We start from the raw sequence: 12229 nt of genomic DNA, 5'->3' as shown, positions 1-12229 counted from the left end.
TTTACCGCGTGATGCGGTTAAAATGACCCATCTTGCGGCCTGCCTTCACCTCGGCCTTGCCATAAAGATGCAGCGCAACATCACGTTCGGTCGCGAGTTCAGGTACGCGGTCCATATCGTCGCCGATCAGGTTCTCCATCACCACGTCTGAATGACGCTGCCCGTCGCCCAGAGGCCAGCCTGCCACGGCACGGATATGTTGCTCGAATTGATCCACCGCGCAGCCATTCTGTGTCCAATGGCCCGAGTTATGCACGCGCGGTGCGATCTCGTTCACGATCAGACCCTGCGGGGTCACGAACAACTCGACCCCCATGACGCCGACATAGTCCAAGGCGTTCAGGATATTTGCCGCCAACAGGATCGCATCTGTGCGCTTTGCTGCGGGCAGGCGGGCAGGGACGGAGGTGGTATGCAAAATGCCATCGCGATGCACGTTCTCACCGGGGTCGAAACAGGCGACCTGACCATCCAATCCGCGCGCGGCGATGATTGATACCTCATGGCTGAAATCGACAAACCCTTCAAGGATCGCAGGCGCACCCGCCATATCGGCCAGAGCAGTTTCAGCGTCATCGGGGCTGCGTAGCCGGGCCTGTCCCTTGCCGTCATAGCCAAATCGGCGGGTCTTCAGGATGGCAGGGGTGCCGATCTTGTCAATCGCAGCCTTCAGGCTGTCCAGATCCGTGATATCGGCGAAGGGTGCGGTATTCAGGCCCAGCCCTTGCAAGAAAGCCTTTTCGTTCAGTCGATCCTGACTGACCCGCAGCGCCTCGCGCCCCGGGCGGATGGGGCGGTGGACTTCCAGAATGTCCAGTGCTTCGGTGGGGATGTTCTCGAACTCATAGGTGATGACATCGACTGCTTCGGCAAAGGCCTTGAGGGCCTCGGCATCATCATAAGAGGCGGTGGTCACACGATCCGCCACATGACCCGCAGGCGGGGTCGCACCGGGTTCATAAATATGCGACACAAAACCCAGCCGGGCTGCAGCAACGGACAGCATACGGCCCAGTTGACCGCCGCCCAAAATCCCGATTGTCGCGCCGGGGGCGAGCATTTCCACCATTCTCAACTCTCCAAACGTTTGCCAATAGCGCCAAGTGCTGCGTGCAATACCTTGTGCGCGCCCTGATCTTGCAGGGTCTGTGTCATTTGCAGGCTCAGCGTGCCGTCAGTGGCCAGCGCATCGCGTTCGGCCTCTAGGCGGCCTGCGGCCTTCTTATCCATCGCGTGCAGAAAGCCCGATACCAACTGGGTGGTGTAGAATTCGGCCCCGGCTGCGTCTCCGGTTGTGTCTCCCAGCCAAGTTGCTCCGGTCGCCATCAGGTCCAGAAGGCCAGGGACCATGGCGCAAATGGCGAAATGTGCGTTTAGTGCCGCCTCATCTGCGACCTTGATCACCGGGTTTTCCGGTGCGAACAAATCGACCAGCAGTTGATCGTTGCCGAAAGCGACAAGCGGGCAACCACCGACTTCCAAAAATCCCAGCGGAATGGTTTGCACGATTGCCGGCGCCGGAGAGCAGAGCTCGGTTAGTTCATCTTTCGAAACTGCTGCCATGACCGAGACGATCTGATGGTCGGATCGAAACGTTAAGGCGGCCAGAACGTCCGCAGCGATATGTGGGCGCAGGCACAGGAACACGATCTCGGATGCATCAATCACGGCCTGTGGCGTCGTGACAGACACACCCAGTTCAGCCTTTAGCGCGGTTGAAACCTGGTCATTGCGTTCTGTCACGGAGATCTCGTGCCCTTTACGGGCCAAAAAACGCACCATCGGGGCCGCAATATGGCCCGTGCCGATGAATCCGATCCGGCTCATCCCTCGGGTTCTTCGGGGATTGAGGCCGATAGCGCGTCGCGCCAGGCATCCAGCCGGTCGGCCAGAGCGTTATCCTGCAGCGCCAGAATGCCAGCGGCCATCAATCCCGCATTGGCACCGCCTGCCGACCCGATCGCCATAGTCGCAACCGGAAACCCTTTGGGCATCTGAACAATGGAATAGAGCGAATCGACGCCAGACAGTGCCCGCGTCTGCACCGGAACGCCGATCACAGGAACGCGTGTTTTCGAGGCCATCATACCCGGTAAATGCGCGGCCCCGCCGGCCCCTGCAATGATCACCTGCAATCCGCGCGAGACAGCAGTCTTGCCATAGTCCCACAAGCGATCTGGGGTGCGGTGCGCTGAAACGATGCGTTTTTCATAGGCTACGCCCAGCTCATCCAGAATATCTGCGGCTTCTTTCATCGTGGACCAGTCTGACTGGCTTCCCATGATGATCCCCACTTTAACGTCGCTCATCCGCTTGCGTCCCTGCCTTCCAAAAGAGCGCGAACTATAGCCAAATCCGCCTTTGTGGCAATGCGGTTCAGATGTCTCAGGCGATGATATCCGGGGTCAGGCGGTCTTCGATCAGGCGAATGATGTCTTTCAGGCGCAGTTTCTGCTTTTTCAATCGTTTGATCGTCAGTTGATCCGAGGTGCCAGTGGCCTGAAGCGCCTCGATTGCTTCGTCAAGATCACGGTGTTGACGGCGAAAAACTTCCAGCTCTACCCGCAGAACCTCATCAGTTTTCATCGAAAGATCGGTGGGCGCGTTCATTGGCGACTCAGAGTTGTTGTGGTGCTTGTCACACAAGATAGTGTGTCAGGCTTGATCCGGCCAGACCTTGTGGACATCGCTGTATATTCCCATATTCTATTATACGCGGTTGCCAGAATGGGGCCGCACAACACGTCGCTTTGGCAATAAAGGACGAAAATACGTGTCTAAACTTACTCTGGGCTCATACCCGCATCTTTTGGGGTTCGAGCAGTTGGAACGCCTTCTGGAGCGGTCTGCAAAGGCCGGAAATGAAGGGTATCCGCCCTATAATATTGAACAGACCTCGAATTTTTCCTACCGCATTACCTTGGCCGTGGCCGGGTTTGCAGAAGAGGACCTGTCGATTACCATCGAAGATCGACAGTTGGTGATCCGGGGACGTCAGCGCGACGACAGCGAAGGACGTATCTTTCTACACCGTGGGATCGCGGCACGTCAGTTTCAGCGCATGTTCGTGTTGGCCGATGGGGTCGAGGTTGGCGAAGCGATCATTGAAAATGGTCTGCTGCATGTGGATCTGACCCGCGCCGTGCCCGAAACCGTGGTGCAAACGATCAACATAAGAAAGGGGTAAGAGCAATGAATACACCGTTTGAAATCAACGCCGAAGGCGATCGGATCGTCTATGTCAAAACAGTTGAAGTCGCCGATCTACCTCGGGAAGTTCGCGAACAGGCCGGAGATCTGAGCCTGCTATATGCGGTACACGATGCCGACGGCCAGCAACTGGCACTGGTTGCTGATCGCAAGCTGGCGTTTAACCTGGCGCGCGAGCATGATTTTTCACCGGTGGCCGTGCACTAAAGCGGCCTCCGTACGTTTTCCTCGTGACATCCATGGCCTGTCGGGCGAGACAGTCGAACCTATGATGGTTCGAATATCGGAGTGCACGACACATGAATTGGTTCGACTTTGACTGGGTAGACGCCTTCAGCGATCGCGCCTTTGGTGGCAATGGGTGCGCTGTTGTTCATGGTGGGGCAGCTCTGTCCGAAGACGTCTGCATGGCCTATGTGCGCGAGACGTCCTTGGTTGAATGCACCTTTACTGGCCCGTCCGATGTGGCCGATTTCCGGGTTCGTTATTTTCTGGCCAGTCGCGAAATCCCCTTTGCCGGGCATCCCACGATCGCAACCGTAGCTGCAATACAGTCCAGAGGAATGCTGCAAGGCAATACCCTGACGCTTGAAACCGGCGCGGGGAACGTTTCGATCTGCATCAGCGGTGATGAAATCGAGATGACGCAGATTGCACCACAATTCGGCGCCTATGTTCCCGCCGAGCTGGTCGCCTCTGCCATCAGCCTGCCCAAAGAGGCGATTATCTCGCCGCCGCAATTTGTTTCTACCGGGCTGCCCTTCTGTGTCACTGTTCTTCGTGATCACGACGCCCTGCGCGCGGCAAAACTGGTCGAAAGGCCTTTGCGCGAGATTGCCGAAAAGGCGGGCTTTTCCGGCTCCGATATGGCCGAACCTTTTCTTGTAACGCTCAAAGGCGCGACCAAAGCAGGCGATACATTCTCGAGATTGCTGTTGGCCCCGCCCAGCCCGCCCGAGGATCCGTTTACCGGATCTGCCACAGGTGCGATGGCGGCGTATCTCTGGAAACATGGGCTGATGCCAAAGGACGTTTTTATTGCCGAGCAAGGCCATGATATGGGGCGCCCCGGTCAGGCGACTGTTACCCGAGCTGGCCCATCGGATGCGATGACAGGCATCAAGGTCGCCGGTCGCGGGCATATTCTGATGCGGGGTCAGGTCAATTTGCCAGATGCCGGATGATGACAGAACCTGCAATCGCCATATTGCCCTATGGGCATCGGTTAGGGCCGAAACTGGCCACGGTTCCTTTGTCGGAACTGACCTGGCCCGAAGGTTGCCCGGATCGTCTGATCGGAAAAACAGTGGGCGATCTTGCGCACACGGACCATCTGATCATGTACCCCAATTCCACCGTACATCTGCGTCTTCGTCGGGGAACACGTGCGCGGATATCTTTGATGATGGGAGAGCCTTCGGCCATCCATGCCAAACATGATCGCATGTTGCGCTATACGTGGCGGCGGTTCTTCCGGGTGCTGACCTTTCATGATGCTTTGTTGCAAGGTATCCCAAACGCCGTGTTTCTGCCTTATGGCGTGACGATGGTGCCTGATTGGCGAGAACTTTTGGTTGAGAAATCCAAATCCTGTTCTCTGATCGCCTCGGCCAAACGTGATCTCGAAGGACATCAGCTGCGCCATTCCGTGATCGACTGGGTTCGTGAATCCGGGGCAGATGTCGATATTATGGGGCGTGGCTATACTCCGTTTGACCTGAAGTCTGACGGGCTGGCCCCATATCGCTATTCGGTGGTGATCGAGAATGTGCGGGAGCGGAATTACTTTTCGGAAAAGCTGACAGACGCGATTTTGTGCTCGACTGTGCCGATCTATTGGGGCTGTCCCAATATTGGTGATTTCTTCGACACATCCGGTATGGTCCTGTGCGATTCCAAGGCCGACATTCGGAGTGCGATTCAAGCCGCTTCGGTCGATGACTATGCCGCGCGTCTAGATGCCCTGCGGGCCAGCCAGTCCAAAGCGGCGGAATTTGGTGATTTCGAAGGACGCGCTGTCGCCGCCATTCGGGCAGAACTATAATCCAATAGAAAAAGGCCCCCGGAAACCGAGGGCCTTTTGCTTGATTCTTTGCGCAGGTTACGATCCGGCGATCAAACCCATGCTTTCCAGCTTGAGCAGAACCTGGTGGGCACAGTTGTCTACGTCCACATTCTCGGTCTCGACGCTCAGCTCAGGATTGGCAGGTACGTCGTAGGGATCGGAAATTCCGGTGAATTCCTTGATCTTGCCTTCACGCGCCAGCTTGTACAGGCCCTTGCGGTCGCGGCGTTCGCATTCTTCGATGCTGGTGGCCACGTGAACCTCGCAGAAAGCGCCAAACGCTTCGACATCTTCGCGGACGGCGCGGCGGGTCGTGGCGTAGGGTGCGATTGGGGCACAGATAGCGATGCCGCCGTTCTTGGTGATCTCGCTGGCCACATAGCCGATGCGGCGGATGTTCAGGTCGCGGTGCTCTTTCGAGAAGCCCAGTTCCGATGACAGGTTCTTACGAACAATGTCACCATCCAGCAGGGTCACCGGACGACCGCCCATCTCCATCAGCTTTACCATAAGCGCGTTGGCGATGGTCGATTTGCCCGATCCGGAGAAACCGGTGAAGAATACGGTAAAGCCCTGCTGACTGCGTGGCGGTTTGGTCTTGCGCAGCTCGGTCACAACCTCAGGGAAGCTGAACCATTCGGGGATTTCCAGGCCTTCGGCCAGACGGCGGCGCAGTTCTGTGCCCGAGATGTTCAGGATTGTGACGTTGTCTTTGTCGGCGATCTCGTCATTCGGTTCGTATTGAGCGCGTTCCTGCACAAAGACCATGTGCTTGAAATCGACCATTTCGACGCCGATTTCATCCTGGAATTGGCGGAACAAATCCTGCGCGTCGTAGGGGCCATAGAAATCTTCGCCGGCCGAGTTCTTGCCGGGGCCTGCGTGGTCACGGCCGACAATGAAATGCGTGCAGCCGTGGTTGGCGCGGATCAACCCGTGCCACACCGCCTCGCGCGGGCCTGCCATACGCATCGCCAGGTTCAGCAGTGACATCGAAGTTGTCGAGGCCGGGTACTTGTCCAGAACAGCCTCATAGCAACGCACGCGGGTAAAGTGGTCCACGTCGCCCGGCTTGGTCATACCAACAACAGGATGAATCAGCAGGTTGGCCTGCGCCTCTTTGGCGGCGCGGAAGGTCAGTTCCTGATGCGCGCGGTGCAGCGGGTTGCGAGTTTGGAACGCAACAATACGGCGCCAACCCAACTTGCGGAAATAGGCGCGCAGCTCGTTCGGTGTATCGCGGCGGGCACGGAAGTCATAGTGAACGGGCTGTTGGATACCAACAACAGGGCCGCCCAAGTAAACCTTGCCGGCAGTGTTGTGCAGGTAGTTGACCGCCGGGTGGGCATCGTCATCTGCACCAAAGACCTTTTCCGCCTCGCGTGCCTTGTTCGGCGTCCAGCGGTCGGTCACAGTCATGGTGCCCAAAATGACACCTTCCTGGTCGCGCAGTGCAATGTCCTGACCCAGTTCGATGCCCTCAGCGAAGTCTTCGCTGACATCCAACGTGATTGGCATCGGCCAAAGGGTGCCGTCGGCCAGGCGCATGTTTTCGACGACATTGTCGTAATCGGCCTCGCTTAGGAACCCTTTGAGCGGGTTGAACCCGCCATTCATCAGCAGTTCCAGATCACAGATCTGACGAGGGCTCAGGTCCCAGCTTGTCAGGTCGGCAGCTTCTACTTTCAGTTTCTGTGCGGACTCGTACGAAACATAAAGTTCAGAGATCGGCGCCAGATTGCTCAACATCGTCATGGGAATTCTCTTGTCGAAGGATGGGTTGGCCAGTGATTCAGGGGCGTTTGCCGGGCATGTGCCCCGGCGGTTGGGTGAAGTCCAGATGGATTTATGAAACAAAGGACGATATGCGCGGTTTTTCTCCGGATTGGAAGGATTTTCCACATTTTGACGCGAAACCCGACGACAATCCCTTGGATCAAGGTCAAATAGACCGGTTTGAATGAGTGTGTTCTCAGGCGGCAATCTTGGGGGTGAGGTCGGACGCACGTTTGACCGGCAGGGCAGAAATTGGCCTTGTTACCCCACGCAATTGGAAGGGGCGCAGATCGTTCTGCCAACCCTCATGCCCCGCTGCCTTCAGCAGATCGCCCGAAACCAAAAGCTCGACACCCAGCCCCTTGGTTTCGGCCTCCAATCGGCTGGCGACATTCACGGCGTCGCCGATAATCGTGCGGCTTGCAGTCCCCACGGCGCCGATTTCGCCCAGAACCAGATCGCCCAGATGTAACCCCATTCCAATGCGGATAAGCGGGCTGCCCTCGGTTTCGAGTTGCTCGTTGAACCGTTGCAATGCGCGGCTGATATTGGCTGCAGCTTTCATCCCGGCCCGTGCTGAACTTGCAGCATCGGCGGTTTCAAACACTGCAAGCAGCCCGTCACCCATATACTTGTCGACCACACCCCCATCCGAGGTGATGGCTGGCACGATGGCGTCAAAGAACCGGTTGAGCAGGAAAACGATGTCATAGGGCAACTGCCCGGTGGTCAGCGCCGTGAACCCACGCATGTCCAGAAACAGCACCGCCAGTTTACGTTCCTGCCCCTGACTGGCATGGGCGCGATTGCGACCGCTACCGGGATTGTACATCCGAAAGGCCGTGATTGGCTCGGTCGGGCGGATCTGACAGGCCAGGCGTGCGCCTTCGGGTGCTTTTACGGCAGCCAAGCTGCGGGCCTCGATCTCACTGGGGACGGGGAGCTGATCTGCACCATTTTCGACAATAACGCGACAGGTGGTGCAGCGCCCCTTGCCACCACATAGCGCAGTGTGGGGAATGCCGTTGGCCTGAGAAATCTCAAGCAGAGTCATGCCTTTTTCGGCCACAATTTCGGGGCCTTCCACATATTTAATGCGCACCGAATGCCGGCGTCGCAAAATTTTGCGCACCAGAAACACAAGCAATGTAGCGCCAACCGCCAGCCCGAATGCAAGCAGCGTATCTTGCCTCACACCCATCAGAGCCTGAAATGCCTCGGGCGATGGCCAGTTGTAATGTTCGATATACTGATCGCGCAGAAACGGGTCGGCGAAATCAGCCCAGATGCGTCGGCCCTCTGTCAAAAGACCTGCCAGAGCGAAAGACGGAATGAACACGGCGAGCCCGATCAAATAAGGCAGCGTCCTTTGCCACCAGGTTGTCAGGCGCAGCCACATGTGAAGACCGATGCAACTGTGGACCCAAACCACCAGCAAAAGCAGGCTTTGAGTCCAGATTGCATAGCTGGGCCACATTAGCGCGATGATATAACCCATCTCATCATTAACCCCGAAAACTGCATGTGCGTATCGGGTGTGAACAAGGTGCGAGATCAGTTGCAGTGGAATCACAAATCCAAGCACCACCTGTAGCCCCAGACTGAAAGGCATTCGCATGGTTCTGCGCTGAGCTAACGAATACAGCGCCAGCCCAAAATGCACGAGCAAGGCCAGATATAGAATCGCGCTGCCGATGTTGTTGCGTGTAATGACATGGCGGCCTTTCTGCATTCCGTGGAGAAAATCAGTATGAAACAGTCCCAGACCGATATTGATGAAGTGAAAGAAGGCAAAGATGAACAGGATCAGGCCGCTCATGATCCTCAGCCGGGTAGCCCACCCGCCTTGCCATAGTACGCTTTTCACTCGGTTCACCTGTGTTCGTTTTGCTCGCATCTCAGAGTCTGTAACGGCGCAGAGCGGGGGTCAAGCGAAGCCTCTATGCCCCGGCAACCAGGGATGCGGATCCCCATCCAGGCACACTACCTCTGGTGAGGTGCTAAACAAAACCGCATGACTGAGTTCTGGCCGGGATCGCGAGCTGTATAGCAAGCCGTCGGCGCCTTTGGCGCGGGCGTCATCCGAAAATAGCCAGGTGGGTGAGGCGCCTTCTTTTTCGTGGATATCCTGCCACACGACCGAGGCTTCGCTGCGCCCCCGCAGATCTACCAGCCGAGCGCCGGTGATCCGGCATTTTTGAAGAATGCGTGGTGGATCGGATGGGCAGACATAGCGTTTGATGGCTACTTCGGCACCCTCAGCGCTCAGCGAAGAATAAAGCGCGAATTGGCCCGCATAATGAAAACGCCCCTCTGGCGCCCGTGCTGGGGCCAAAGGGGCGTCTATCTGTGACAGGAACAGAATTCTCCAGATCGGGCCGGAGAATTCGATCACCTGATTAATCCTGCTCGGCCAGGAACCGTTCAGCATCCAGCGCGGCCATACAGCCCATCCCGGCGCTGGTAACGGCTTGACGGTAGATGTGATCTGTCAAGTCTCCGGCAGCAAAGACACCTGGAATGGAGGTTTCTGTGGAGCCCGGTTTGGTGATCACATAGCCGCCCATATGGGTTTCCAGCGAGTCCTTGACCAGCTCATTCGCGGGTGCGTGGCCGATGGCGATGAAAACACCTTTGCAGGGGATTTCGCGAATCTCACCGGTTTTCACATTCTTGACGCGCACGCCTTCGACACCCAAAGGCGCATCGGTTCCGATGACCTCGTCCAGTTCGTGGAACCACAGGGGCTCGATCTTGTCGTTCTTCATCAGCCGATCCTGCAGGATCTTTTCGGCGCGCAATTCATCGCGGCGATGGATCAAGGTGACCTTGCTGGCAAAGTTGGTCAGAAACAGCGCCTCTTCCACGGCGGTATTGCCGCCGCCGATTACAACGATCTCCTGCCCGCGATAGAAGAACCCGTCGCATGTGGCGCAGGCGGAAACGCCAAAGCCTTTGAACTTCTCTTCCGAGGGCAATCCCAGCCATTTCGCCCGCGCGCCAGTGGCCAGAATGACCGCATCGGTAGTGTAGATGGTGCCGCTGTCGCCCTTGGCGGTGAATGGGCGTTTCGAGACATCCAGATCGCTGATGATGTCGCCGATGATTTCGCAACCCATCGCGGCGGCGTGCTCCTGCATCTTGATCATCAGATCAGGCCCCTGAACCTCGGTAAAGCCGGGATAGTTCTCGACCTCGGTGGTGGTTGTCAGCTGCCCGCCCGGTTCGATGCCCTGAACCAGTATCGGTTCCAGCATCGCACGGCTGGCATATACGCCCGCAGTATAACCGGCAGGTCCTGATCCGATTATCAGAACCCTGGTGTGTTTTGTTTCGGCCATGATACCCCCGACTCGATCTGCCTGATACGGGCCTGCGGCCCCTTGGCGAATGGATATAGCGACCCCCTTGAGGCGCTTAAAGCCCCTTCGTGCCGTATCGGAGAATCCGTTTCACAACTCGCGCTAGAAAAATACCTGGAAAACCAAAGAATATTGCGCAAACGCGAAACATTATTGCGCATCCCTTGGGTGCTGATATAACAACCGAAAATTCAGGAGCTTTTTATGGTCGCGACACGGCTGGACGAGATTGACCGCAAGATTCTGGCAGAATTGCAGGCAGACGGTCGCATGACCAATGTAGAGCTCGCGAAACGTGTGGGAATTTCCGCGCCTCCGTGCCTGCGGCGCGTGCGCACATTGGAGGACTCGGGCCTTATCCGCGGATACCATGCGGAAGTGAATGCGCGTGAGCTGGGTTTTGAGGTTCAGGTCTTTGCAAGCGTCGGATTGGAAAGCCAAGCCGAAGCCGAACTCAGCGCATTCGAGGAACGCTGCCGCGAGTGGCCACTTGTCCGTGAATGCCACATGCTGAACGGCGAAGTGGATTTTATTCTGAAATGCGTCGCTCCTGATCTCAGCAGCTTTCAGCAGTTTTTAACAGGCGAGTTGCTGACCACGCCAAACGTGGCCAGCGTTAAAACCTCACTTGTGATACGCGGCGCTAAGGACGAGCCCGGTGTACCGTTTGACGTCCTGGAAGAACGAATGAACCGGACGGCGTAAAGCGCATCCTTTTGTGACGGCTGGTGCACGGCGGCAAAATCGCCGTGACAACCAGAAACAACACCCAACTAATTAAAATCTGCATAAAGCCCCCACTTTGCAGTACTGGTTAAAACTCAGGCAGTGATTGCGTCCACCTCTCCATCTCCGGCACGCGGTAACTGCAGCGGGCCAAAGTCATTCAGCGATTCGACATGCTCGAACAAGTTCAAATAGATTGAGCGAAGCGAATGGCTGATCATCCGAACCGCATTTACGCCTGGATGATATGATTCAAACTGTAATCCGTCTACCTTGATAACCGAATGGCGTTTCAGACAGATGTGAAACAATTCGATTGGGGTAGGCGGTAGCATCTCGATGACACCCATCCCGTCTTGGAACTCGTGAGCGGGCGTCAAAACAGGAGATCCGCCATACAAGTGCCGCAGATGTGCTGGGGTGCCCAACAGGCGCGCAGCCGGACCGACAGTCACGCCTGACATCGGTTTTTGCATTCCGAAGGTATCCGCCATGATGCGTGTCAGCGGGCGTGTGCGACCACGCGAGTCTTCGCGCCCGGGGATCAAAGTAACCGAGCCCTTCCAGACCACGGTTTCCGAAGTTCCATTCTCGGTCAAAACCGTATCGCCAGGCAAAAGATCTTCGATCGCTATCGGCCCGTTTTCGGTTTCGACAAGCGAACCCCGCGTAAAGGCACAAAACGCATCCTCGAACATGGGCAGCGCTGGCGCGATGTGGCGGGTTTGGGATACCTCGCCATTGCTCAACAATGAACTGACCTCATAGCGCCGCAGCTGCGCTTTTTGTTTTGTTGTATTTCTTGGAATCTCGCGCAGCATTGTCGACGTATCGACGGCGTTTCTGGCGGCGCGGGCCAAAGAATGTGGAATAGTCATACTAATTCCGTCCCCTCAAACATCCGCTCAGGAAGGCTGAACCCCCGTACAGGCCCGCCTGATCGGTTTTCTTTGTCTTGAATGCTATGGCGACTTCGAGACGTCGGCTGTAACGGCCGCGCAGTGCGATGGAATTTCGCAAACTCTTGGTCAACACATTGACCCCCCAGACAAACTCACAACTCGCAGACGAAAATTGTCTACGCACACAA

Annotated in this window: 14 protein-coding genes; 5 read left to right on the top strand and 9 right to left on the bottom strand. The window is 56.7% G+C overall.

Annotation, left to right across the window (positions count from 1 at the left end):
• Window position 1 precedes the first annotated feature (1 nt).
• From AC2FJ5_RS10750 to AC2FJ5_RS10735, 4 genes are all read right to left on the bottom strand, one after another.
• On the bottom strand, window positions 2-1069 hold the full coding sequence (locus AC2FJ5_RS10750) for a 5-(carboxyamino)imidazole ribonucleotide synthase (protein ID WP_496691013.1): 1068 nt from the start codon (window positions 1067-1069) through the stop codon (window positions 2-4).
• 2 nt (window positions 1070-1071) lie between these two features.
• Complete coding sequence (locus AC2FJ5_RS10745) at window positions 1072-1827, bottom strand: NAD(P)-binding domain-containing protein (RefSeq protein WP_496793334.1); 756 nt, start codon at window positions 1825-1827, stop codon at window positions 1072-1074.
• Window positions 1824-2309, bottom strand: coding sequence for a 5-(carboxyamino)imidazole ribonucleotide mutase (purE, locus tag AC2FJ5_RS10740; RefSeq protein ID WP_271949196.1), 486 nt, complete (start codon window positions 2307-2309; stop codon window positions 1824-1826). Before purE ends, AC2FJ5_RS10745 begins: the two co-directional genes overlap by 4 nt.
• Window positions 2310-2385: 76 nt before the next feature.
• Window positions 2386-2610 (bottom strand): YdcH family protein, encoded by a 225-nt coding sequence (locus AC2FJ5_RS10735; protein ID WP_037308505.1) that lies wholly within the window; start codon window positions 2608-2610, stop codon window positions 2386-2388.
• A 163-nt stretch (window positions 2611-2773) separates the two neighbouring features.
• Here AC2FJ5_RS10735 and AC2FJ5_RS10730 point away from each other — a divergent pair, with 163 nt between their 5' ends.
• From AC2FJ5_RS10730 to AC2FJ5_RS10715, 4 genes are all read left to right on the top strand, one after another.
• Window positions 2774-3187: an Hsp20 family protein gene (locus AC2FJ5_RS10730; protein ID WP_142636541.1), complete on the top strand. Its 414-nt coding sequence runs from the start codon at window positions 2774-2776 to the stop codon at window positions 3185-3187.
• A gap of 5 nt (window positions 3188-3192) precedes the next feature.
• Window positions 3193-3417 carry a DUF1150 family protein gene (locus AC2FJ5_RS10725; protein ID WP_142636543.1) on the top strand — a complete coding sequence of 75 codons (225 nt, stop codon included), beginning with the start codon at window positions 3193-3195 and terminating at the stop codon, window positions 3415-3417.
• A gap of 92 nt (window positions 3418-3509) precedes the next feature.
• Window positions 3510-4394 carry a PhzF family phenazine biosynthesis protein gene (locus tag AC2FJ5_RS10720; RefSeq protein WP_496793332.1) on the top strand — a complete coding sequence of 295 codons (885 nt, stop codon included), beginning with the start codon at window positions 3510-3512 and terminating at the stop codon, window positions 4392-4394.
• A complete protein-coding gene (locus AC2FJ5_RS10715; protein ID WP_496793331.1) occupies window positions 4394-5254 on the top strand; it encodes a hypothetical protein in 861 nt (286 codons plus the stop codon). The genes AC2FJ5_RS10720 and AC2FJ5_RS10715 overlap by 1 nt, the downstream gene beginning before the upstream one ends.
• A 57-nt stretch (window positions 5255-5311) precedes the next feature.
• Here AC2FJ5_RS10715 and AC2FJ5_RS10710 read toward each other — a convergent pair whose 3' ends face one another.
• The 4 genes from AC2FJ5_RS10710 to trxB all read right to left on the bottom strand — a co-directional run bounded on the left by AC2FJ5_RS10710 (window position 5312) and on the right by trxB (window position 10392).
• Window positions 5312-7030, bottom strand: a complete 1719-nt coding sequence (locus AC2FJ5_RS10710; protein ID WP_282021518.1) for a bifunctional sulfate adenylyltransferase/adenylylsulfate kinase — start codon at window positions 7028-7030, stop codon at window positions 5312-5314.
• A gap of 217 nt (window positions 7031-7247) precedes the next feature.
• Window positions 7248-8918, bottom strand: a complete 1671-nt coding sequence (locus tag AC2FJ5_RS10705; protein ID WP_496793329.1) for an adenylate/guanylate cyclase domain-containing protein — start codon at window positions 8916-8918, stop codon at window positions 7248-7250.
• 60 nt (window positions 8919-8978) lie between these two features.
• On the bottom strand, window positions 8979-9446 hold the full coding sequence (locus AC2FJ5_RS10700; RefSeq protein WP_496793328.1) for an RES family NAD+ phosphorylase: 468 nt from the start codon (window positions 9444-9446) through the stop codon (window positions 8979-8981).
• A 4-nt stretch (window positions 9447-9450) separates the two neighbouring features.
• A complete protein-coding gene (trxB, locus tag AC2FJ5_RS10695) occupies window positions 9451-10392 on the bottom strand; it encodes a thioredoxin-disulfide reductase (RefSeq protein WP_496793327.1) in 942 nt (313 codons plus the stop codon).
• Window positions 10393-10617: 225 nt separating this feature from the next.
• Here trxB and AC2FJ5_RS10690 point away from each other — a divergent pair, with 225 nt between their 5' ends.
• Window positions 10618-11118: an Lrp/AsnC family transcriptional regulator gene (locus AC2FJ5_RS10690; protein WP_142636556.1), complete on the top strand. Its 501-nt coding sequence runs from the start codon at window positions 10618-10620 to the stop codon at window positions 11116-11118.
• A 116-nt stretch (window positions 11119-11234) separates the two neighbouring features.
• Here AC2FJ5_RS10690 and AC2FJ5_RS10685 read toward each other — a convergent pair whose 3' ends face one another.
• Complete coding sequence (locus AC2FJ5_RS10685; RefSeq protein WP_142636558.1) at window positions 11235-12017, bottom strand: Hint domain-containing protein; 783 nt, start codon at window positions 12015-12017, stop codon at window positions 11235-11237.
• Between the last annotated feature and the right edge of the window lie 212 nt (window positions 12018-12229).

The organism is Ruegeria sp. CDSA221 (assembly GCF_059611825.1).
This window is presented reverse-complemented; position numbering and strand designations above follow the sequence as displayed.